A 22,344-nucleotide genomic window follows, 5' to 3' on the forward strand; every position below is an offset into this window, starting at 1 on the left:
AGCATGATGAAGGCATCGATGATCCGGGCCGTTCTCGGCCTGCTCGCGGCAGCTTGCACAGTGCTGGGCGCAGGCCCTGCCGCAGCACAGGACACCGCCCCGGCGCGCGCGGCGCTCGAACAGGCGGCCGAGGCGATGGGCGGGCTCGACAGGCTGCGCGGCCTCGACAACGTCGTCATGACCGGGTTCGGCCAGCGGGTCTATTACGACGGCGGCGGGTTCATCACCGGCGACGAGCACGCCCCGCCCAAATGGATCTCGGTGACCGACGCGCAGCGCACCTTCGATCTCGCGAACCACCGCGCGCTCAACCAGGAACGGCGCAGCATGCAGTTCCCCTTCGCCGGGTTCTTCGGGCTCGACTTCAAGCGAAACGCCAGCCTGCAGACCGGCAGCGAGCTTCTCGACCACCCGCTCCCGGCGCTGCTCGCGGCGCTCGATCCTGCGACCAAGCTCGGGAGCGTCACGACCGACGAGGGCGCGATCGTGGTCGAGTTCACCATTCCCGGATCGCGCAGCCCGGCATGGATCGGCATCGATCCGCGCACGCACCTGCCCAAGTTCACCCGCTGGATTTCAGGCCACCCCAACCTCGGCGAGGTGACCACCACCGCCTGGTTCACCGGCTACCTGCCGTTCGGCGGCGTGCAGCTGCCGATGGGGCTGATGAACCAGATGGACTGGCGCAACCAGACCAGCCTGATGTTTCAGGTCGATTCCTACCGGCTGAACCTCGACGAGGCGCAGTTGCCCGTGTTCCCGGCCCCAGCCCCGGCCCCGGCCGCCGCTCCGGTCACCGCCAAGGTGACCAGGCTCGCCGACGGCGTGTGGGACGTGCGCACCGGCACCGCGGGCGGTCCGGTGATCGAGTTCGCCAGGCGGCTGGTTATGTTCGAGGCCTACGGCGGCGAGGCGCAAACGCTCGCGCGGATCGACGCCGCGAACAAGCTGGTGCCGGGAAAGAAGGTCGAGGCGGTGATCGTCACGCATCATCACTTCGACCACACCGGCGGCATCCGCGCTGCGGTTTCCCGGGGCCTCGAGGTCATCTCGAAGCGCGGCAACGAGGGGATCATCCGCGAAATGGTCACCCGCCCCGCGGTCTATTACCCCGACGCGCTCGCCCGCAATCCGCACGATCTCGCGTTCACCCCGGTCGACGAGAAGCTGGTGCTGGAGGACCCGGTGCGGCGGCTCGAGATCTACCACACGCTCGAACACAGCCACATGCCCGACGGGGTGTTCGCCTACCTGCCCAAGGAGCGGATCATGATGGAAGGCGATTTCGGCGACGAGGCTTGGCAGCTGCACTTCTGGGGCGGCGCGCTGGCGGCCAACATCAAGCATTACGGCATCGACCCGCTGACCGACGTCTCGGTCCACGGCTCGGGCCCGCTGACCATCGCCCAGACGCTGGCCAACGATCAGAAGCAGATCGACGCGGCCAAGGAATGGTGCCGCACCACCCAGGCCGGCGGGCGCTACGCCTTCGGCTGCCCGGTGCAGTACGACACGACGGGCCCGGTGCCGCTGGAGGCGCGGTGAGGGCTGGGAGGACTGTGACCGAAATGGGTGGGGAGCGGGCTGGCAGGTCTTATTGGAACAAGCAACTTTCAGTCGGTTTAGGCACGCCAGCGTTCGTAGATGCGATGCACCCATCTGATCGATGGTCGATTGGACCACTCTTCGAGTTGGAGGGAGAGTGATCGCGGCCACGCAATACCATCGGAGATGCTAAGTATAGGCTCGACCGTGAGCATTGCCATGGGTGCGAACAAGCTCGCTGCCGTCAGGTCGGCACGACCAAATTCCTCACCTACTAGGTAATCACCATTCCCAGCGAGTAGCTCATCGAACCAGTCGAGCTGCGTCTCTAGCTCACCCGCTAGCGATGGCAGTAGCTCGGGGCGGGCGCTCATTCCCGATATCATTGCTCGGCGCAGCAGGGGCCAAGTGACGCGACCGATCATGCCCTGAAATCGACTGGTAACCCGCATCAGGATGTCACGAATGCCAGAATGGGGATCGGACAGCAGACCCGAGTATAGATAGCGACGGATCAAAGGTCCTATAGTTTCCTCGAACCTTCTCTCTATCGCCTCGTCACCGCCGGCTAGGCCCGTCCAATCCAGAATGCGATCGCTTCCTTGAAGAATCAATCCATCGAGATGAACGAGAACAGGAAGCGACGTCGCTTCCAAAGAGAATTGCTTTACTCGCAGTATGTGCAACCCCGGCGCGAGGCGCTCTTCGTCAAAATCTAGCCCGCTGTGAGTGAGCGCCCAACGCGCTCTCTCGCAAAAGTGAGACGGTGGCAATGTGAGGAGACGCGGTTTCGGTCGTATCGCCATGCCTGGATCGCCAACTTTCGTTGCCTAAATCATATCGCCGGGACTCACGGAAGGAAAAGGCTATTACACGCAGTCGCTTTTAGGAGGAGACGCAACCGTTGCCGGATGACCGGTTTCGGTGTGCCTAACAAGCTTTTCGAACGTCCCGAAATTGGCTCGTTACCGACCATTCCCGCAGACATCCTCCCAAATCATTTTCCTACACGCTGTGCGCTGCATAAAGGTCTCGATTCGCTTCTTCCGACGGAGACCGGATCATGCCCGCGACAAGCGCCCGATTTCCTGGCTCAGCCAGCGTCACGCGGCTCGCATCGTCACAAGCTACGCAGCGTTTCCTCGACCGATCTTTGCGTGAACTTTGGCCGCGCGAGTTCTGGCTCAGGACAGTGTCAGGTCTGCCAACCACATCTGACCTTCACGGGCCGGAAATTTTCGCCCCTGGACCGTGTAACACGCGGTCCATGTCTGTAACCTTCGCGCCGCAATCCGCGTGCTCAGCCCTTGTCGAACGGGTTCTTCGGGCTCTTCAGCGTTAGCCGCACCGGAACCGCACCGAAGCCGAGGTCGCTGCGGATAGAGTTGAGCAGGTAGCGTTCGTAGCTCGACGGCAGATCGTCGAGCCGGGTGCCGAAGATCACGAAGCGCGGCGGGCGGGTGTTCGACTGGGTGATGTAGCGCAGCTTGATTCGCCGGCCGCCGGGGGCGGGGGGCGGATTGGTTTCGAGCGCGTGGTCGAACCAGCGGTTGAGCGCGGCGGTCGGCACGCGGCGGCTCCACGCCTCGCGCACCTCGAAGGCGGCGGAGAGCATCTGGTCGAGTCCCTTGCCGGTCAGCGCGCTGACCGCGACCACGGTCACGCCCTTGAGCTGGGCGAGCCCTTCGTCGAGCGCAGCGCGGATGCCGTTGAACAGGCCGCTGGGGTTCTCGGCCACGTCCCACTTGTTGATCGCGACGATCAGCGCGCGGCCTTCCTCGAGCACGAGGTTGGCGATCTTCAAGTCCTGCACCTCGAGCCCGCGCGTGGCGTCGAGCAGCAGGACCACCACTTCGGCGTAGTCGATCGCGTGACGCGCGTCGGCGACCGACAGGCGCTCGAGTTTGTCCTGGACCTTGGCCTTCTTGCGCATCCCGGCGGTATCGACGAGCTTCATCGGACGCACTTCGCCCGACTTCGGATGGGTCCACTCCCAGTCGACCGAGATCGAATCCCGAGTGATCCCGGCTTCGGGGCCGGTCAGCAGCCGGTCCTCCCCGAGCAGACGGTTGATCAGCGTCGACTTGCCGGCATTGGGGCGCCCGACGATGGCGAGGCTGAGCGGGGCGTTGGCGTCGGGCTCGTCATCGCCTTTGGGTTCGTCAGGCTCGGCCCACCCGTCTTCGTCCTTCTCGAGCAGCGGCCGCAGCGCCTGGAACAGGTCGGCGACGCCCTCGCCGTGCTCGGCGCTGACCGCCACCGGCTCGCCGAAGCCGAGCGCATAGGCCTCCATGATGCCGGCGTCGCCCGAGCTGCCCTCCGCCTTGTTGGCGACCAGCACTACGGGCACGTCCTGCTGCCGCAGCCAGCGGGCGATCTCGCGGTCGAGCGGGGTCAGGTCGGCGCGCGAATCGATCACGAACAGCGCCACGTCGGCGCCCTTGAGCGAGACCTCGGTCTGCGCGCGCATCCGCCCGGGCAGGCTCTCGGGCTCGTCGTCTTCCCAGCCGGCGGTGTCGACCAGCTGAAACTTCAGGCCGAGCAGTTCGGCGTCCCCGAAACGGCGGTCGCGGGTCACCCCCGGCTGGTCGTCGACCAGCGCCACGCGCTTGCCGACGAGCCGGTTGAACAGCGTCGATTTGCCGACGTTGGGGCGTCCGATGATGACGACCTGGGGGAGCTTGCGCGCGGCCATAGGCGGCGCAAGTGGCCGTTTGCACTCCCCTTGGCAAGTAGCATGGTGCGCCGTGTGACCCGGTCTTTACCCTTCGTTGACCATGTCGGCTCAGACGAAACTAACCAAATGTCGGATAGCCCGGACCGCATGCAGGTCGCATCGAAAATGGCCATTGCCGCCGCTCTCGGCATGATTGCCGCGCCGGCGCTGTCGGAACCGGCAAGCCCCCATACCCGCGAGCTCCCGCCCTATCTCGAATGCGTGCCTTATGCGCGCGCGGTCAGCGGCATCCAGATTTTCGGCGACGCCTATACCTGGTGGGATCAGGCGGCCGGGCGTTACCGGCGCGGCCATACTCCCAGGGCAGGCGCGGTCATGGCCTTCGAGCGGCATGGCAACATGCGCCTGGGCCACGTGGCCGCGGTCAGCAAGGTCGTCGATTCGCGCACCGTGCTGCTGCGCCATGCCAACTGGTCGCCGCTGGATGGGCGGGGCGGACAGGTCGAGAACGACGTCCGCGCGGTCGATGTCTCGGCCGCGGGCGACTGGAGCGCGGTACGAGTGTGGAACGCCGCGATCGGCGATCTCGGCACCACCGCCTGGCCGGTCGCAGGCTTCATCTATCCCGGCACGGCTGCGCCGGAGTTGGCCGAACCAGTCCAGCTTGCCACTGCACCCAAGCCCAAGTCGCTTGCCCCTCCGCGCGATTTCCTTGCGGCGTTCGCCGAGTTTGCGCAAACGGACGACCGCAAGCGGACCGCGCCCCCGGAAAGCGCGCGGCGAGCGACAGCGCGGGCCCGGCCCGTCGATCTGCTCGCGCAGCTCGGAGGCTAGGTCTCAGTCCTTCTTCGCAACCGGGGCGTCGTCGCCGAGATCCTCGTACCAGGCCTCGACCGGCCCGGTCAGCTTGACCAACAGCGGGCGGCCCTTGCGGTCGACCGTCTTGCCGGCCTGGACCTTCACCCACCCTTCGGAGATGCAGTATTCGTCGACATTCGTGCGCACCGCACCCTTGAAGCGAATGCCGATCCCTCGCTGCAGCTTCTCCGCGTCGAAGAAGTCGCTGTCGGGGTGGACCGAGAGGTGGTCTGGCGGAAAGTCGGGTGTGGTCTCGTCGCTCATGGCCACGCCCCTAACCGCCGCGCGGCAAAATGCAATCAGTCAGGCGGCGGGGCCTCGCTCGGCATGACCGGCTGCGCGGGGACTTCGGCGGGGGTTTCGCCTGGCTGGTCGTTATCGCCCTGGCCCGGTTGTTGTTCGGGCGCCTGGCGGCCGGGATTGTCGGTATCCCCGCCTTCGCCGGGCTGGACCTCGGGCGGAGCCTTGCCCGGGTAATCGTTGTCGCCGGCGTTTTCGATGGTCGGTGGAATGTCGTTTTGCATCGTCGGTTGCCTCGCTGGAATCGGTAATTGAAACGAACCGGCGCTCCGCAACGTTCCTTCGCAACACTCCACCTGCCGTGCCGCTTGCCCTTTTCGCCCCGGGCGAGTAACGGCGCTCGTCTGTGCGCAGGCCCAGCCTGCACGGGCACGTCGGGCCGCGGGCGTGGCGGAATTGGTAGACGCGCTGGATTTAGGTTCCAGTATCGAAAGATGTGGGGGTTCGAGTCCCTTCGCCCGCACCAGTTCCTGGCGTCCCTTGAGCAATGGAAGTTTTGGAAGGCTAAGAATGCAGATCGTCGAGACCACCAACGAAGGCCTCAAGCGCGCTTACAGCGTGACCATTCCCGCCAAGGATATCGAGGCGCGGATCGATGCCGAGGTGAAGAAAGTTGCCCCGCAGGTGCGCATGCCCGGTTTCCGGCCCGGCAAGGTGCCCGCCAATCTCATCAGAAAGATGCACGGAGAGGCGCTCCATTCCGACGCCTTCAACACCGCGGTGCGCGAATCGATCGACGAGTTGATGCGCTCGAACAAGCTGCGCCCGGCGCTGCAGCCCAAGGTCGATCTGGGCGACGGTTACGAACAGGGCAAGGACGCCGAGCTGACCGTCGAGCTCGAAGTGCTGCCCGAGATCGAGGTGCCGGCCATTGACGACCTCAAGCTCGAGAAGCTGGTCGTGCCGGTGGCCGATGCCGAAGTCGACGAGGCGCTCGCCAAGCTGGCCGAGAACCAGAAGAGCTACAAGGACGCGCCCAAGACGAAGAAGGCCTCCGACGGCGACCAGTTGATCATCGACTTTGTCGGCCGCGTCGACGGCACAGAGTTCGAAGGCGGTAAGGCCGAAGGCGCCCCGCTGGTGCTCGGCTCGGGCCAGTTCATTCCCGGCTTCGAAGAGCAGCTGACCGGCGTGAAAGCGGGCGATGAGAAGACCATCACCGTGACCTTCCCCGAGGACTATCCGGCCGAGCATCTCGCCGGGAAGCAGGCCGAATTCGACATCACCGTCAAGGAACTCAAGGTTCCCGGCGAAACCAAGGTCGACGAGGACTTCGCCAAGTCTCTCGGTCTCGAGAGCCTCGACCAGCTCAAGGGTCTCCTCAAGGGCCAGCTCGAGCAGGAAACCGCCGGCCTGACCCGCACGCAAATGAAGCGCCAGCTGCTCGACAGGCTCGCCGCCGACCATGATTTCGCCGTTCCACCGGCGATGGTGGAAGCCGAGTTCGACCAGATCTGGGAGCAGCTTCAGGCCGAAGCCGCCAAGGAAGAGGACCCGGCCGCCGCGCTCAAGGAGATCGAGAGCGAGAAGGACGACTACAAGCGGATTGCCGAGCGCCGCGTGCGCCTCGGCCTGCTGCTGTCCGAGATCGGCCAGGCCAACGGTGTCGAGGTCTCCAACCAGGAGATGCAGATGCTGGTTCAGCAGGCGGCCCAGCAGTACCGCCCCGAGGACCGGGAGAAGTTCGTCGAATACGTCCGCAACGAGCCGATGGCCCAAGCCCAGCTGCGCGCCCCGCTTTACGAAGACAAGGTCGTCGACTTCCTGTTCGACAAGGCCGAAGTGACCGAGCGCGAAGTGACTCGCGAGGAGCTCGAGGCGGCGATCGAGGCCGAAGAAGCGACCGACGAGATTACCCCTGGCAAGTCGGCGGAGAAGAAGAAGCCGGCTGCCAAGAAGCCCGCGGCGAAGAAGGCTCCGGCCAAGAAAGCCGAACCGAAGGCGGAAGCGACTGCCGCCAAGCCTGCGGCCAAGAAGGCTCCGGCGAAAAAGCCCGCTGCCAAGGCAGAGGCCAAGCCGGCCAGCGAAAAGAAGCCCGCAGCCAAGAAGCCGGCCGCGAAGAAAGCTTCGGCCAAGAAGTGATGTCCTGAGGGGCGGCCGCGCGCCGCCCCTTCAGAAGCTACCCGACACGAACAGGTTGAACACGTATCCGATGCCGCGGCGGCGGTCTTCGTGAAACAGCAGCTGCGCGCTGTCGCGCGGTCCGGCGTAGACCCAGCGGTCGAGGATGGACTTGCCGCGAAACAGGTTGGCGATCCGCGCCCTGACCTTCAGGCCGAGCAGATCCTTGTGTTCGATGAATAGGGCCCCGAAAGTCGGATTGTTGAAATCGTAGCCGAACTCGCTGATGCGGAAGTAAGGGGCGAAGATCGTCCGCCGGAATTCTGCGCCCCAAGCCAAATCGGTGCGCGGAACGTCGTGGCGGAAATCGAGCTCGATCTGTTTGCGGCGCGCCCGGTCGAACGAGCGCGCGATGCCGGTCAACGGATCGGCAAGATTCGAATCCTCGATCTGCATGCGCAAGTCCAGCTTGGCGCCAGTGAAACCGATCGGATCCATGCGCCAGGTCCCGTCGATCGAATAGCCGCTGCGGCTCGCGCTGGGCACGTTGCCGGTCGATTCGCCGCCGCCGGGCACGGGAACCACTGTCAGATAATCTTCGATGCGGTCGTGGAACAGGTGGATCGTGGCCGATCCCCAGGCGCCGAAATTCTGCGTCATGTCCAGACGGAATTCCCAGCTTTGCGGCGGACGCAGCTGGTTGTTGCCGGCGTCGGTGTTGTCATTCGACAGGTTCACCGCAGCGAGGAAATCGGAGAAGTTGAGCTGGCCGACCCGGCGGGCGACCTCGAACGACAGGTCGAACGCCTGGTTCGGCTTCCATGCAAAGTTGAGCGTGCCCTTGGGACGCAGGAAGGAGCGCGACAGGGCGTTGCTGCCGGTCTGCGAAATCGTGGAATGTTCGCCGCCGAGCGACAGCTGTAGCGAAAGGTTGCCAGTCAGCGGGCGTCCGTAAGTGAGGATTGATTCATAGCGATCCTCCCGCACCCCGCCGGTTCCGGCAGGGAAGGGAATTTCGACGAACGAACCGGAGGTGTCCAACAGATAGAGCGAAGCCGAAGTGTCGAGCCGGTTGAAGGCCGCCTCGCCCGAGAACTGCCAGTCGCCGCCGAGCATGGCCCAGCTGTATTCCGCCCTGCCGATCCGTTCACCCTCGTCGGTCACGCTCGTGTAGCGAGTGCCGAGATCGGGCCGGCCATCGGCGATCGAGAGGATCGACTGCGTTCGGAAATTGGCATGATCCGAGCTGTCGAGCGCGATGAGCTTCAGTCGGCCGGGGCCGAACGGGAATTCTATGTCTCCGCTGATCTCGTGGTCGCGGCCCGTATTCTTCGTTCGCAGCGCCTCGAGGAGCGGTGTCGCGCCGGGGTCGGGGCGGTGCTCGTCCTCGCGCGAATCGGACCAGCGCCGGCCATAGCTGAGATTCAGGTTGGCGGTGGCCTGGCCGAGGTCGAAGCGCACCGTCGCGCCGAGCTTGGGCGTGTCGAACTTGGAGGAGTTCTCGCTGTAGCGCGCGTCGATCACGCCGAAACGATCGGTGATGAAGTTGGGCCCGCCCGAACCGCCGTAGAACGAATCGTTGCGCAACGAGAGCGTCCAGGCCGCCTTGCCGGTCGTCCCGGAAACCGAGACGTCGCCCTGAGTCAGGCGTATCGGCGCCGGCCCGGTCGAAGCTTGCGGACGCCATTCGAAGCGGCCGGACATCCCGCTGGACTTGGCGATCACATTGGCAACCCGTCCGGACAGGCCAGGGATGTTGAGGTTCGAACCGTCGACGATCTCGATACGGATCACGTCGTCCGCCGCAATGCGGGCCAGTTGATCGTCGACGTTGGTCGACTTGCTGGTCAGCCGTTCGCCGTTGACGAGCACGTTGCCCGAGGCTTGGCCGAGGCCGCGCTGCTGGTTCCCGCCTCCGAAACCACCGCCCCCACCTTCGATACTGAAACCCGGCACGTTCTTGAGCATCTCGAGAGCGTTGCGCGGGGCGTAGCGGGCGAAGTCTGCGGGGGTGTAGACCTGCCGCTCGCCGATGGTGGCGTCGGCAGCGGCTGTGGCGCCGAGCTCCGAGTGCCCGGTGGACGGCGTTTGCTCGTTTGATGTGTCTGCGCCGGCCTGCGCCAAGGCTTCGCCAGTCGCAGAAACCTGTTCCTCGGTCGTGGCGGCGTCCTGCGCGGCGGCGGGGTGTGCGCCTAGCGCAATGACGAGGGCGCTCAACGGCGCCATGCCGATCGTCCCCCGCATCCTGTGCCCCGCTCGTTGACTTTGCCCGATCTGCCGGACGTTTTCGATTAGCTTCCCAGCGATACTGTGCCAACCCGCACCCGTGTATTATTGTGTAGCAGGCGGTTGCCAGCGTCCAAACGATGGCACGGCCAGCTTGGCGCTGCGGGCGCGCTCGTAAGCCGCACCGATTTGGAGCATGTCCGCATCGCGCCACTTCGCGCCGATGAAGCTGATGCCGACCGGCAAACCTTCGACCGCGCCCATCGGAACCGTCAGGTGCGGATAGCCGGCGATCGCCGCCAGGCTGCCTGCGCCGATCGAGCCGTTGTAATGGTCGCCGTTGACGAGGTCCGTGGTCCAAGCGGGGCCCACCGTGGGGGCGACCAGCACCGCGAGCCGGTTCTCGGCCAGCAGCTTGTCGATTCCCTCGGCACCCGCCAGCCGCAGGCTGTCGGCCCGGGCTTTGCGATAGGCCTCCGCGTCGGTGGTCTTTTCGGCCTGTTCGAACAAGCCCTGCCCGAACCAGCGCATCTCCTGCTCGACGTGTGCGTCATCGAAGGCGATGGCATCGGCCAGCGTGCGGATCGGAATCTCGGCCGGCGAACCGCCGAGATATGCCGCCAGGTCGCGGCGCAGTTCGTATAGCAGGACGGTCAATTCTGCAGCGCCCATTTCCTCGGGCGGATCGTAATCGAGTTCGACGATCTCTGCCCCGGCGCGCCGCATGTCGGCCAGCGCGGCATCGAACAACGCGGCGACCTTTCGGTCGTTACCGACCGCGCTGCGCAACACTCCCACACGCTTGCCCGCGAGCGAAGCGGTCGCGAGCCCGGCGGTGAAGTCGGTCAGGTGCTTGTCGGCGTCGGCAGTCGCCAGGTCGGCCGTATCGCTCCCGGCGATCGCGCTCAACAGCAAGGCGGCGTCTTCGACGCTCCGCGCCATTGGACCGGCGGTGTCCTGGCTGGCGCTTATCGGCACGATGTGAGTGCGGCTGACCAGCCCAACGGTCGGCTTGAAGCCGACGATGCCGTTGACGCTCGCCGGGCACGTGATCGAGCCGTCGGTCTCGGTGCCGATTGCGGCCCAGGCAAACCCGGCGGCAACCGCAGCTCCGCTTCCCGAGGACGAGCCGCAGGTATTGCGGTCGATCGCGTGCGGGTTCCTGGTCAGCCCGCCAACCGCGCTCCACCCGCTGGTCGAGTTCGATGAGCGGATGTTGGCCCACTCCGACAAGTTCGTCTTGCCCAGCACCACCCCGCCGGCCCGGCGCAGCCGGGCGATCAGCGGCGCATCGCGCCCCGTCCGGTTGCCGGCGAGCGCCAGACTTCCTGCGGTCGTGGGCCATTCGCGGGTCTCGACGTTGTCTTTGACCAGCACGGTGCGACCGCCGAGCGGCAGGCCGGCCCTCTCTGCTGCCTGCGCTTCAGCTGCGGCGGTCTCGGGATCGAGAGATACGATGACGGCGTTCAGCGATGGCCCATCGTCGTCGAGGGCAGCGATCCGCTCGAGATACGTCCTGGCGGCAGCGCCCGCGTCCGCATGGGCGGAGGTGGCGAGGGCGAGCGCCGCGAGCGACGCTGGAAGTGCGATCTTCATGTCCCGCACCCTGCCACCCCGGAGGGCGGGGCGGAAGGGGCTAGAAGTTACCCTTGATGGTGATGCGGTAAATCGTCGAAATGTCGTTTCGCACGTCTTCGACGAAGAGAAGCGGCGAGCGGTCGCGCAGGCCCGAGTAGACGTATCGCTTGTTGATCGATTCGCCGGCCGTGAGGTTGAAGACATTGAGGCTGGCGGTCAGTCCGAAGACATCCTTGTTCTCGATGAAGGCATAGGTGTAGATCGGGCCCTCGTAGTTCACTCCGGTCTCGTAGAGCCGAACGTAGTGTTCGTTGAGCTGCGACTGGAAGCCCGCACCCAGCGCCCAGTTGCTCTTCGGCACGTCCCAGCGCAGCGTCGAATCGTGGTTGAGATAGGTCTGGCCGCTGAACGGGCGGTGCTCGCCGGTCAGCGGGTCGGGCAGCGAGGTGTGCTCGTACGTCGTCGAGGTGGTAAGCTTGGCACCTTTCCACCCGAGCGGGTCGAGGTTGATGGTGGCGTTGAATGCCACGCCCAGAAGCTTGGCCGTACCGTCGATGTTGCCCGGCGATTCGCCTCCGGGCACGGGAACGATGTCGATGTAGTCTTCGATAAGCTGGCCATATCCGCGCAGCGTCGCCGAGCCCCACTTGCCGAGGTTTTTCTTGACCTCCAACTCGCCTTCCCAGGCTTGCTGCGGGACCAGCCGCACATTGCCGGCGTTGCTGTTGTTGTTCTGCAGGTCCACCGTGGCGAGGAAGGTGCCGAACGATAGCTGGCCCACCGTGCGCGCCGCCTTGAGCGAGAGATCGAGGCCTTTATGCGGCGTCCACGCGAGCGTCAGCGAACCCTTGGGGCGCCAGAACTCGCGAGTCAGGCCGTTCATCCCGGTCTGCGACAACTTGGAATATTCCCCGCCGACGCCGAACTGAAGCGTCAGGCCGCCGGCCAGCGTGCGATTGTGCGTCAGGATCGACTCGTAACGGTCTTCGGTCACGTTTCCGCCGCCGGCCGGCAGCGGCTGGTTGTCGAACTCGCCGTTAGGCAGGAGGGGACCGAAGGTTGCGATGCGGTTGAGGCGATTGAACGCCGCCTCTCCGTCGAGCTCCCAGTTGCCGCCGAGCATGTCCCAGCGATATTCGGCGCGGCCGATCCGTTCTCCCGACCTGCTGTCGGTCCAGAAGCGGCTGCCGATTGTGGGCTGGCCGTCGTCGAAGATGTAGTACGACGTCGCCGGGCCGTCGCTCTGCTCGAAACGCTCGATGCCGATCAGCTTTAGCCGGCCCGGTCCGAGGCCGAACTCGACGTCGCCGCTGATGTCGTAGTTGTAGCCTTTGTCGATGTTCTGGAAGTTGCGGCGGTAGCTCACGTAGCCGAGCGGGTGGCGATATTCGTTGTCCACGAAGCGGGTGTCGGAGAGGCCGTATGTGGCGCTCAAGTTGACGATCGTGTCACCCGGCGGCGTCCACTTGAGACGGCCACTAATCTGCGGGTATTCGCCCTTGGTATATATGAGTTTTTCGCGCGTTTCGATGACGTTGCCGGCCGCATCGTAGATCAGCGTACCGCGACCGCCGCCCGCTCCGCCGCGCCCCGTGCCGTGGGAGATGGCGGCGGACCAATCGAGCCTGTCGTTCGACCCGCTGACGGACACTTCGCCGCCGCCGTAGCTCGGGCGTGCGTACTTTGGCCTGAAGTTCGCGCGATATTCGAACCTGCCGCTGATGCTGCCACCCTTGGTGATGACGTTGGCGACCTGGCCGGACAGGCCGGGGATGCCGAACGTCGCGCCGTCGACGATCTCGATCCGCACCACCCGGGCGACCGGGATACGCGAGAGCTGGTCGACCACGCTGTCCGACTTGCTGGCCAGCCGCTCACCATTGAGCAGGACATTCTGGTTGGCCTGGCCAAGGCCGCGCCCCTGGTCCGTCTGGTTGATCGTGAAGCCCGGCACCTGCTCGAGCATGTCGAGCGCGCTGCGCGGGGCGAATCGGGCGAAGTCCTCGGGCGTGTAGACCTCGCTTGCGCCGGTCTTGCTGGCGCCGCCGCTGGCGTCGACCGCCGGTGCCGGGGTTGCTTGGTCTTCCTGCGCAAGGGCGGGAGCGGACGCCGCGCAAAGCGCGAGCGCGGCGCATGTGGTGAGGCACGCGATGACAGTTGTTTTCATAGCCCCTCCTAAGATTCGGCCGCCGCGCTCGCAGCGGTCCATCGACGGGCGGCAATATTCTCCCGATGTCGGGCGATTGGGCCGACCAACGGCCATGCCGGACCGACGAACTGCAAATCCTCCCCGCCATCCCTGCGCGCAACCGTTTGGGCAAGCCCCTTGAACATCGCGCGCCCAGGCGCGACATAGGCGCCGCATCACCACTCGAGAGGACTTATGATCGACCTGTTCGGTACCAGCAACGCGCAAGGCAAGTTTACGCAGGATCCCGTCACCGGCGCCCTGGTGCCCGTCGTCGTCGAAAGCACCAGTCGCGGCGAGCGCAGCTTCGACATCTTCAGCCGCCTGCTGCGCGAACGCATCGTGTTCGTGACCGGCGAGGTCGAAGACAACATGGCCTCGCTGATCGTCGCTCAGCTGCTCTACCTCGAGAGCGAGAACAGCCGCGACATCTCCATGTACATCAACTCGCCGGGCGGCGTGGTCACCGCCGGCATGGCGATCCATGATACCATGCAGTACATCAAGCCGCGGGTTTCGACCGTCGTCGTCGGCCAGGCCGCTTCGATGGGCAGTTTTCTGCTTGCCGCGGGCGAGCCGGGTATGCGCATCGCGCTGCCCAACAGCCGCATCATGGTCCACCAGCCGAGCGGCGGCGCGCGCGGCATGGCCAGCGACATCGAAATCCAGGCCAAGGAAATCCTGCGCATCCGCCAGCGAATGAACGAGCTTTACGTCAAATACACCGGCCAGTCGCTGACCGACATCGAGAAGGCGCTCGACCGCGACACCTTCCTCGAGGCTGACGAGGCGCTCAAGTTTGGGATTGTCGACAAGGTGTTCGAGACTCGCCCGGCGACCGACGAAGTCGGCGACACCAGTGGATCGGGTGGAGGCGCACCCGACTGATCGGCAAACGAAAGCTTGTCACCGACTGGCGAAAAACTGTAGCGTTTTGGCAACCCTGCTCCTTCAGGCTGGCGCAAGCTGGGGGGATTAAGGATGGGGCCAATTGATTTGAAAGGTCGGGGGTCTACATTGTCCCGACGAAACCCGCGCCACGTTTGGCGCGGGAACAGGATTGAAGAATGACGAAACTGAGCGGATCCGACAGCAAGAGCACGCTCTATTGCAGCTTCTGCGGCAAGAGCCAGCACGAGGTGAGGAAGCTCATCGCCGGGCCGACGGTGTTCATCTGCGACGAATGCGTCGAACTGTGCAACGACATCATCCGTGAGGAAGCCAAGGGCGGCGGCATCGGCAAGAAGGACGGCGGCGTTCCTACGCCGCAGGACATCTGCGGCACGCTGAACGATTATGTGATCGGGCAGGAGCGCGCCAAGCGCGTGCTCTCGGTGGCGGTGCACAACCACTACAAGCGCCTCAAGCACAGCGGCAAGTCTGGCGACGTCGAGCTGGCGAAGTCGAACATCCTGCTCGTGGGCCCGACGGGCTCGGGCAAGACGCTGCTGGCGCAGACGCTGGCGCGCACCTTCGACGTGCCGTTCACCATGGCCGACGCCACGACCCTGACCGAGGCCGGTTATGTGGGCGAGGACGTCGAGAACATCATCCTCAAGCTGCTGCAGTCGAGCGACTACAACGTCGAAAAGGCGCAGCACGGCATCGTCTACATCGACGAGATCGACAAGATTACCCGCAAGGCGGAAAATCCCTCGATCACGCGCGATGTATCGGGCGAGGGCGTGCAGCAGGCGCTGCTCAAGCTGATGGAAGGCACCACTGCCTCGGTTCCGCCGCAGGGCGGCCGGAAGCACCCGCAGCAGGAATTCCTGCAGGTCGACACGACCAACATCCTGTTCATCTGCGGCGGCGCCTTCGCCGGGCTCGAAAAGGTCATCGCCGATCGCCTGCAGAAGCGTTCGATCGGTTTCGGCGCCAACGTCGCCGATCCCGATGCCCACCGCATCGGCGAACTGCTCGAAAAATGCGAGCCGGAAGATCTGCTCAAGTTCGGGCTGATTCCCGAATTCGTCGGCCGCCTGCCGGTGATCGCCACGCTGCACGACCTCGATGTCGATGCACTGGTGGAGATTCTCAAGGAGCCGAAGAACGCGCTGGTCAAGCAATACCAGAAGCTGTTCGAGCTCGAGGACGTCGAGCTGACCTTCACCGACGACGCGCTGGTCGCGATCGCCCACAAGGCGATTAAGCGCAAGACCGGCGCGCGCGGCCTGCGCTCGATCGTCGAGGCGATCCTGCTCGATACGATGTTCGACCTGCCCTCGATGGAGGGCGTGACCGAGGTCGTGGTCGACAAGGATGTCGTGGACGGCCGCAAGGAACCGGTTCGCGTCGTTTCGAACGAGGGCAAGGGCAAGAAGGAAGCGGCGGCCTGATTCGGTGACGGATGCGGCCATCGTTGTAGTTTTTACCCTTACCGTCTTGTCAGCTATGCTGGCGCTTTCGCTGCAGGTGAATCGGCGGCTACCGCCCGAAGGCCCGGTGGCCATTCACTTCGACCTGCGGGGCCGGGGCGATCGTCTCGGCAATCGTTGGCTGGTTCTGCTGGCCATGCCGATCGGCTACCTGCTCTCCAGCGGCGTGACGATCGGAGCGGCGCTGGCCGCCGGCCCGGGACCACTATGGCAAGGGCTCGCCATCCAGGGCGGACTGGGCGCGGTGCTCTTTGCGGTGCACCTGTTCGTCATGCGCTTGCTGCTTCGCTGGCGTCGCAGCTCCGGTTCGCCGAGCGGACGCAGCTGACTTTTCGTACCGCACGCTATTCAGCGTCGCGGACGCCTAGTGCGGCCGATCGGGCCGCCTCATTCTCCCGCTGATCGGGAGCAAAATCAGGAGATAATCTATGCCCACCAATGCCCATCTGGCCGCCAAACTTCTGCGCGACGCCGGGGTCTTCTTCCGCAATGTCGCCGAGCAGAACCCGCCGATCGCCGAACAGATGAACGACAACGCCCAGGTCTACGACCAAGTCGCCGATCTCGTCGAAGGCGACCCGACCGGCAATCTGCCGGAACAGGCCGAACAATAGGCCTGACGGCCTAGCTGCCTTCGCCCGCCTTCCGGCGGGCGACCAGCGCCATCAGCCTGTCCCTGTTTTCCTGCGGCAGCACTTCGCGAAAATCGTAGTACCGTTCGAATGCCGGTATGCCTTCGGGGAGCGTGACCCACGGCATCTTGCTTTCCGTAAAGATCACGACGTCGGGCTTGATCGAGTCCGGATCGTCGAGCGAACCCGCGCGCACGCCTGCGCTGAGGGTGCCGAGGCGGGGATAATGGCTCCACAGCGCAGTGCCGCAGGCGCGGCATTGGCGGATCGTGTGCAACTCGCCGCTGCCGCCAGGCAACAGGCGGTCAATCAGTTCGCCTTGCAAAATCTCGATTCGGTCGGTTTCGATGAAGGCGTTGACCACGCTGGTCGATCCGCTTTCGCGCTGGCACAGGCGGCAATGGCAGTTGTGCACCATCATCGGATCGCACGTGATACGATAGCGGACCGCGCCGCAGCCGCATCCACCTTCCCGGATGGTATTTTTCGTCATCGCGAATCCTACTCGTGCGCCGCGTGCCCGAGCCCGCAGTTGTCCTCGCCGGTCTCCACCTGCAAGGTGACGTGGCCGATCGCGTGGTGGTGCTCGAGTTCGTCGGCGGCATGCTTGAGCACTTCGTCGCCCGGATAACCGCCGGGCATGACGAGATGCGCGGTCAGGGCGGTCTCGGTCGTGCTCATCGGCCAGATGTGTAGATCGTGCACCGCGGCAACGCCGGGCAAGCCCTCGAGGAAGGTGCGCACGTCGGTTTCATCGATGCCCTCGGGTACCGCCAGAAGTCCCATTTTTACGCTATCGCGGAGCAGGCCCCAAGTGCCGTAGCCGATGACCACGACGATCGCGAAACTGGTCGCCGGGTCGATCCACTGCGCGCCGGTCGTCAGGATCAGCCCGCCGGCGATGACCACGCCGAGGCTGACGAGGGCGTCGGCCGCCATGTGCAGGAAGGCGCCGCGGATGTTGATATCGTCCTTGCGCCCGCGAACGAACAGCAGCGCCGTGGCGGTGTTGATGACGATGCCGATCCCGGCGACGACGATCATCGTCCAGCCTTCGACCGGTTCGGGGTGCAGCAGCCGGTCGATCGTCTGGAACAGGATGGCACCGAGCGCCACCAGCAGCAGCGAGGCATTGGCCAGTGCCGCAAGGATCGAGCTCGCCTTGTAACCGTAAGTGAAGCGCGGGCTGGCGGGGCGCTGCGCCATGTAACTCGCTCCCCAGGCAATGAGCAGGCTCATGACGTCGGACAGGTTGTGCCCGGCGTCGGCGACGAGCGCCATCGAACCCGACCACATGCCAAACCCGGCCTCGATCAGCACAAAGACCGAATTGAGCACCACGCCAATGGCGAAAGCGCGATCGAAGTTCGCCGGCGCGTGGTCGTGGCCCCCGGCGTGGCCGTGCGAATGAGAATGCCCTGTGCCCATGCCGCTAGCCATAGATGCACGAATCGAGCCCGTCACGCCGGACAACGCCGATGCGCGCCCGGATGGTGTTGCCATAGCGGCGGGTGAAGCCGCCGGGGCTGATGACGGACCGCTCCTTCGGCAGAGGCAAAGCGGCGGCCATTCGCGCCGCCTCGGTGGGGGTCAGGCGCGCGGCGGAGTGCTTGTAGTAGCGCTGCGCCCCTGCCTCGACGCCGTAGGTGCCGATGCCGGTTTCGGCGACATTGAGGTAGACTTCCATGATCCGCCGCTTGCCCCAGATGTTCTCGATGAGGAGGGTGAACCAGGCTTCGAGACCCTTGCGGAAATAGCCGCCGCCCTGCCACAGGAAGACGTTCTTGGCGGTCTGCTGGCTGATGGTCGAACCGCCGCGGATGCGGCCGCCGCGGGCGTTCTTCTCGATCGCCTTTTCGATCGCCTCGCGGTCGAAGCCGTTATGGCTGCAGAACTTGCCATCCTCCCCGGCAATGGCCGCAGCGACCATGTTGCGGTCGATGCGGCTGAGCGGGGTCCAGTCCTTGGTGATGCCGTTGGGGTCGAGGATCATGGTCGCGGTCACGGGTACCGGCACGAAACGGAACAGCACCACGAGCAGCAGGCTCAGGGCGATGAAGCCGAGCAGGACCTTGACCAGGAAAAGCATTACGCGGGTCATGCCGGCCGACCTATCGCCGCTCCTCCTGCGCTGCAACGTCAGCCCTGGCCGCGGCGGGGCCGGGTCGCGGCGACGAAGAGCCAGAACAGCACGATGGCGACGGCCGGGAAGGCCAGTTCGCCAAACAGCATGGCGTTGGTACCGTACGCATCGTGTACATGGCCGTCGATCGTCGACATGAGGGCGATCGGAATGTTGGACAGCGAGGCCATCAGATTCCAGTTGGTCGCCGCGCTCTTCTTGCCGATCGCCTCGAGCACGATCGCGGCGTAGCCGGTGTAGGCCATGCCGACCATCGCCTGGTAAGCGAGGACGCCGCCGACGAACACCGTCGGCGTGCGCGGCAGCAGGATCAGCGAAACGGCCACGAGCCCGACGAGGAGGCCGAACATCGAATAGGCCTTCTTGAGTTCCATCCGGTCGCAGATGAAGCCCGCAACGAGGGCGCCGACGATCGAAGCGATGCCCCCGGCGATACCGTTGACGAAAGCCACCATGTTGCCCCCGGCGCCCCATTCCTCGGCGATCGCCGACCACGGAACCCCGCCCGAACCGATCGGCAGGAGCATGATGATCAGGGCCAGGTAGCCGAGCCGCGAGCGGGCGACCTGCCAGACGTTGACGAGTACTTCCTTGAGCCCCGCGAGGTAGTTGAGCCCCTCGGTCTTGACCACTTCGAGCTTCGGCAGGAGCAGGGTCGCGCCCCAGCAGGCGAAACAGACAAGCGCGATGACCACGCCGGAAATCCACGCTTCGGCGAGGTTTTCGGCGAGCACCAGCCCAACCCCGCCGCCGATGCCCGCGCCGCCGAGGTTGCCGGCCTGAGACCAGCCGCTGGCGCGCCCGCGCAAATCCGCCGGGACCTGGTTGGCCATGAAGATCTCTGTCGACATCGAGACGAAGGTCGAGGTGACCGAGGAGAGGACGATGAGCGCGGTGAAGATCGGAATCTCCGCCTGGGTCTTGGGCAGAACGCTCATCAGCAGGATCGAAAGCCCCACGGTGACCGTGCCAATGCCGTACCAGAGCTTGGGATTGCCGAAGGTGTCGACAATCGGCGCCCACAGCATCTTCACGGTCTGCGGCCAGACCGACAGGGCGATGATCGTGGCGATGATCGCCACCGGGATCTGTCCCTGGCGCAGCTGGAAGGCGAGGGTGACGGTGACGTAGCCGCTGGAGATGCCGAAGGGGGCGAACAGCGGGGCGAAGAGCCACGGCCTGCGGACCACCCCCCTGCTGACGTGCGCTTCGTCGACGGCGGGGCCGGCTTCGGCGTGTACGGTGGTCAAGCGGTCTCTCCGGATTGCGGCGCGCGCCGCCCGGGACAGTTAACGGCAAAGAAAAGCCGGGCAAGCAATTACTCGCTCGCCCGGCTTGTCGTTCGTTACGCTGCGCCGATCAGGCGGCCGGCATCGGCGCCGGGAGCAGCTTCTCGGTAGCGATGCGCTGCATCGCCTTCTGCAGCTTCTCGAAGGCACGCACCTCGATCTGGCGGATGCGCTCGCGGCTGACGTCGTAGACCTGGCTCAGCTCCTCGAGCGTCTGCGGATTGTCGGTCAGCCGCCGCTCGGTGAGGATGTGCTTCTCGCGCTCGTTGAGGCTGTCCATCGCTTCAAGCAGCATGTCGTGGCGCACTTCGGCTTCTTCGGCATCGGCGACCATCTCGTCCTGCAGCGGACCCTCGTCGGTCAACCAGTCCTGCCACTCGCCCGAACCTTCTTCGCCATTGCGCATCGGCGTGTTGAGCGAGCCGTCGCCGCCCATCATCATCCGACGATTCATGTTGACGACTTCCTGCTCGGGAACGCCGAGGTCGGTCGCGATCTTGGCGACGTCGTCGGGGTGCAGGTCGGTATCCTCGTAAGCCTCGAGGTTCTTCTTCATCCGCCGCAGGTTGAAGAACAGCTTCTTCTGCGCCGCGGTGGTGCCCATCTTCACGAGGCTCCACGAGCGGAGGATGAATTCCTGGATCGAGGCCTTGATCCACCACATGGCATAAGTCGCCAGGCGGAAGCCGCGATCCGGCTCGAACTTCTTAACGCCCTGCATGAGCCCGACGTTGCCCTCGGAAATGAGGTCGGAAACCGGCAGGCCGTAGCCGCGATAGCCCATGGCGATCTTTGCCACGAGGCGCAGGTGCGAGGTCACGAGCTGCGCCGCAGCGTCGGGGTCCTCGTGTTCCTCATAGCGCTTGGCGAGCATGTATTCCTGCTCGGCCGTCAGCACGGGGAATTTCTTGATTTCGGCGAGATAGCGGTTGAGGCTTTGCTCTCCGCCCAGCGCCGGAACGCTCGGTGTCTTGGCGTTGCTCACTGTGTCCTAAACCTTTCTTTCGTCGACCGCGGTGCTCAGGCCCCTGATGGGCACCCGCGCGGTGCAGCCACATCGAATACTGTATAGCAGAATTTCCTGTAAAACAGGGCGCAGTTCATCGATTTCAATGACCGGTTTCGTCGATAAGTTCCCTCATGTCGCTCGGCAATTCGCTCGAAAATTCCAGCCTTCGCCCGGACAGCGGGTGGATGAAGCCGAGAATTGCGGCGTGCAGCGCCTGGCGGCGAAAGTCGAGGGCCTGGAGAATCGGCCGAAGCGATGAATTTGCCCTGCCATAGACAGGGTCCCCCAATAGCGCATGGCCGATTGACGCAAGGTGAACCCGGACCTGGTGGGTTCGCCCGGTTTCGAGCCGGCATTCGACGAGCGAGCAATTGGTCAGCTTTTCCAGCACCTTGTAATGAGTGACGGCATGTTTGCCGCGGTTAGCTGTGTCGGGGAGCAGGGCCATCTTCTTGCGATTGGTGTCGGAGCGGCCGATTCGCCCGCGAATCGTCCCTTGCGGGGGTAGCGGATGGCCGTTGCAGACCGCGAGATAAGCGCGTTCGATCGAATGGTCGGCGAATTGCCTAGCCAGCCCTTCGTGCGCGGCATCGGTCTTGGCGACGACGAGCAGGCCGGACGTGTCCTTGTCGATCCGGTGCACGATACCGGGTCGTGCAACCCCGCCGATTCCCGAAAGTCCTCCGGCGCAGTGGTGCAGCAGGGCATTGACGAGCGTCCCGTCGCGGTTCCCCGCCGCCGGGTGGACGACCATGCCTGCGGGCTTGTCGACCACGATCAGCTGCTCGTCCTCGTATACCACGGCGAGCGGGATGTCCTGCGGCCGGGCGTCGGGTTCGCAGGCGGCGGGCAGGGCGATGGAAAAGGGCGCGCCTTCCTCGTACTTCGCCGCAGCCTGCGAGGTCGGGGCGCCGGCGACCGAAACCGCCCCTTGCGCCATCAGCGCCTGAATTCGAGCCCGGGACAGTCCGGCTGCGTCGGCCAAGGCTTTGTCCAGTCGCGCGCCGCCAGCCAGCGTTCCGGTGATGATTTCCTCGTCCCCCATGCTAGGGAAAATGGGTGGCGAATATCGAGGTGACAAGAGGCGTGATGGAGCGCTTGCTGGCCGAGGCGCAGGCCGCAGCTCCGCACGAGGCATGCGGCCTGTTGCTCGGCCGCGGCATGCACATCGAGACGGCCGTTCCGGCACGCAACGTCCACCCGCGGCCGGCCACCCGATTCGAGATCGATCCGCAGGCGCTCGTCGACGCTCACCGCGCCGCCCGCGCGGGCGGTCCTGAAGTGCTCGGCTACTATCACTCGCACCCCGCGGGCACGGCCGAACCCTCGCCAACCGACGTTGCGAGCGCGGCAAACGACGGCAAGATCTGGGCAATCGTCGCAAACGGGACAGTCCGTTTCTGGCGTGCCGGGGACGGAGCCTTCGGCGAGCTTCCAACCGGCCTGCACAACGGCTAGGG

21 protein-coding genes and 1 tRNA gene are annotated in these 22,344 nt (G+C 65.0%); 9 read left to right on the top strand and 13 right to left on the bottom strand.

Annotated elements, in window-relative coordinates; translation table 11 throughout:
* Window positions 1–3: 3 nt before the first annotated feature.
* Window positions 4–1,545, top strand: a complete 1,542-nt coding sequence (locus tag Q7I88_RS05850; protein WP_305098105.1) for an MBL fold metallo-hydrolase — start codon at window positions 4–6, stop codon at window positions 1,543–1,545.
* A gap of 77 nt (window positions 1,546–1,622) precedes the next feature.
* Here the strand turns inward: Q7I88_RS05850 and Q7I88_RS16540 are convergent, their stop codons facing one another.
* Together Q7I88_RS16540 and der are read right to left on the bottom strand one after the other, a co-directional pair.
* Entirely contained in the window at window positions 1,623–2,351 is a 729-nt protein-coding gene (locus Q7I88_RS16540) for a glutathione S-transferase family protein (protein ID WP_369426140.1), read from the bottom strand.
* Between the two features lie 494 nt (window positions 2,352–2,845).
* On the bottom strand, window positions 2,846–4,240 hold the full coding sequence (gene der / locus Q7I88_RS05855; RefSeq protein WP_305098106.1) for a ribosome biogenesis GTPase Der: 1,395 nt from the start codon (window positions 4,238–4,240) through the stop codon (window positions 2,846–2,848).
* 108 nt (window positions 4,241–4,348) lie between these two features.
* On the opposite strand from der, the gene Q7I88_RS05860 reads away from it, so the two are divergent.
* Complete coding sequence (locus Q7I88_RS05860; protein ID WP_305098107.1) at window positions 4,349–5,056, top strand: CHAP domain-containing protein; 708 nt, start codon at window positions 4,349–4,351, stop codon at window positions 5,054–5,056.
* A gap of 3 nt (window positions 5,057–5,059) precedes the next feature.
* Here Q7I88_RS05860 and Q7I88_RS05865 read toward each other — a convergent pair whose 3' ends face one another.
* Both Q7I88_RS05865 and Q7I88_RS05870 read right to left on the bottom strand, forming a co-directional pair.
* Window positions 5,060–5,344 (bottom strand): DUF3297 family protein, encoded by a 285-nt coding sequence (locus tag Q7I88_RS05865; RefSeq protein ID WP_305098108.1) that lies wholly within the window; start codon window positions 5,342–5,344, stop codon window positions 5,060–5,062.
* A 35-nt stretch (window positions 5,345–5,379) separates the two neighbouring features.
* On the bottom strand, window positions 5,380–5,604 hold the full coding sequence (locus Q7I88_RS05870; RefSeq protein WP_305098109.1) for a hypothetical protein: 225 nt from the start codon (window positions 5,602–5,604) through the stop codon (window positions 5,380–5,382).
* A gap of 157 nt (window positions 5,605–5,761) precedes the next feature.
* Here Q7I88_RS05870 and Q7I88_RS05875 point away from each other — a divergent pair.
* Together Q7I88_RS05875 and tig are read left to right on the top strand one after the other, a co-directional pair.
* Window positions 5,762–5,846: transfer RNA gene (locus Q7I88_RS05875), tRNA-Leu, on the top strand.
* Window positions 5,847–5,890: 44 nt separating this feature from the next.
* The gene (gene tig, locus Q7I88_RS05880) at window positions 5,891–7,462 is read left to right on the top strand and encodes a trigger factor (protein ID WP_305098110.1); all 1,572 of its coding nucleotides are present in this window, start codon (window positions 5,891–5,893) and stop codon (window positions 7,460–7,462) included.
* 30 nt (window positions 7,463–7,492) lie between these two features.
* Here tig and Q7I88_RS05885 read toward each other — a convergent pair whose 3' ends face one another.
* The 3 genes from Q7I88_RS05885 to Q7I88_RS05895 all read right to left on the bottom strand — a co-directional run bounded on the left by Q7I88_RS05885 (window position 7,493) and on the right by Q7I88_RS05895 (window position 13,412).
* Entirely contained in the window at window positions 7,493–9,667 is a 2,175-nt protein-coding gene (locus tag Q7I88_RS05885; RefSeq protein ID WP_305098111.1) for a TonB-dependent receptor plug domain-containing protein, read from the bottom strand.
* Window positions 9,668–9,772: 105 nt separating this feature from the next.
* On the bottom strand, window positions 9,773–11,263 hold the full coding sequence (locus tag Q7I88_RS05890; protein ID WP_305098112.1) for an amidase: 1,491 nt from the start codon (window positions 11,261–11,263) through the stop codon (window positions 9,773–9,775).
* A gap of 40 nt (window positions 11,264–11,303) precedes the next feature.
* Window positions 11,304–13,412, bottom strand: a complete 2,109-nt coding sequence (locus tag Q7I88_RS05895; RefSeq protein WP_305098113.1) for a TonB-dependent receptor plug domain-containing protein — start codon at window positions 13,410–13,412, stop codon at window positions 11,304–11,306.
* A 216-nt stretch (window positions 13,413–13,628) separates the two neighbouring features.
* Between Q7I88_RS05895 and Q7I88_RS05900 the strand changes: the two genes are divergently transcribed.
* The 4 genes from Q7I88_RS05900 to Q7I88_RS05915 all read left to right on the top strand — a co-directional run bounded on the left by Q7I88_RS05900 (window position 13,629) and on the right by Q7I88_RS05915 (window position 16,425).
* Complete coding sequence (locus Q7I88_RS05900; protein ID WP_305098114.1) at window positions 13,629–14,321, top strand: ATP-dependent Clp protease proteolytic subunit; 693 nt, start codon at window positions 13,629–13,631, stop codon at window positions 14,319–14,321.
* Between the two features lie 179 nt (window positions 14,322–14,500).
* Window positions 14,501–15,772, top strand: coding sequence for an ATP-dependent Clp protease ATP-binding subunit ClpX (clpX, locus tag Q7I88_RS05905; protein ID WP_305098115.1), 1,272 nt, complete (start codon window positions 14,501–14,503; stop codon window positions 15,770–15,772).
* Window positions 15,773–15,776: 4 nt separating this feature from the next.
* Window positions 15,777–16,139, top strand: a complete 363-nt coding sequence (locus Q7I88_RS05910; RefSeq protein ID WP_305098116.1) for a hypothetical protein — start codon at window positions 15,777–15,779, stop codon at window positions 16,137–16,139.
* A 100-nt stretch (window positions 16,140–16,239) separates the two neighbouring features.
* The gene (locus tag Q7I88_RS05915; protein WP_305098117.1) at window positions 16,240–16,425 is read left to right on the top strand and encodes a hypothetical protein; all 186 of its coding nucleotides are present in this window, start codon (window positions 16,240–16,242) and stop codon (window positions 16,423–16,425) included.
* A gap of 10 nt (window positions 16,426–16,435) precedes the next feature.
* Here the strand turns inward: Q7I88_RS05915 and Q7I88_RS05920 are convergent, their stop codons facing one another.
* The 6 genes from Q7I88_RS05920 to Q7I88_RS05945 form a co-directional block, all read right to left on the bottom strand.
* On the bottom strand, window positions 16,436–16,936 hold the full coding sequence (locus Q7I88_RS05920) for a GFA family protein (protein WP_305098118.1): 501 nt from the start codon (window positions 16,934–16,936) through the stop codon (window positions 16,436–16,438).
* 8 nt (window positions 16,937–16,944) lie between these two features.
* Window positions 16,945–17,871, bottom strand: a complete 927-nt coding sequence (locus tag Q7I88_RS05925) for a cation diffusion facilitator family transporter (protein ID WP_305098119.1) — start codon at window positions 17,869–17,871, stop codon at window positions 16,945–16,947.
* A gap of 4 nt (window positions 17,872–17,875) precedes the next feature.
* On the bottom strand, window positions 17,876–18,544 hold the full coding sequence (mtgA, locus tag Q7I88_RS05930; protein ID WP_305098120.1) for a monofunctional biosynthetic peptidoglycan transglycosylase: 669 nt from the start codon (window positions 18,542–18,544) through the stop codon (window positions 17,876–17,878).
* Between the two features lie 38 nt (window positions 18,545–18,582).
* A complete protein-coding gene (locus Q7I88_RS05935) occupies window positions 18,583–19,836 on the bottom strand; it encodes an MFS transporter (RefSeq protein WP_305098121.1) in 1,254 nt (417 codons plus the stop codon).
* 109 nt (window positions 19,837–19,945) lie between these two features.
* Window positions 19,946–20,860: an RNA polymerase sigma factor RpoH gene (gene rpoH, locus Q7I88_RS05940; RefSeq protein WP_305098122.1), complete on the bottom strand. Its 915-nt coding sequence runs from the start codon at window positions 20,858–20,860 to the stop codon at window positions 19,946–19,948.
* A 124-nt stretch (window positions 20,861–20,984) separates the two neighbouring features.
* On the bottom strand, window positions 20,985–21,929 hold the full coding sequence (locus Q7I88_RS05945) for an RluA family pseudouridine synthase (RefSeq protein ID WP_305098123.1): 945 nt from the start codon (window positions 21,927–21,929) through the stop codon (window positions 20,985–20,987).
* Window positions 21,930–21,943: 14 nt separating this feature from the next.
* On the opposite strand from Q7I88_RS05945, the gene Q7I88_RS05950 reads away from it, so the two are divergent.
* Window positions 21,944–22,342: a M67 family metallopeptidase gene (locus tag Q7I88_RS05950; RefSeq protein ID WP_439648365.1), complete on the top strand. Its 399-nt coding sequence runs from the start codon at window positions 21,944–21,946 to the stop codon at window positions 22,340–22,342.
* The last annotated feature ends 2 nt before the right edge of the window (window positions 22,343–22,344 follow it).

The organism is Croceibacterium aestuarii, from assembly GCF_030657335.1.
GTDB classification, from domain to species: Bacteria; Pseudomonadota; Alphaproteobacteria; order Sphingomonadales; family Sphingomonadaceae; genus Croceibacterium_B; species Croceibacterium_B aestuarii.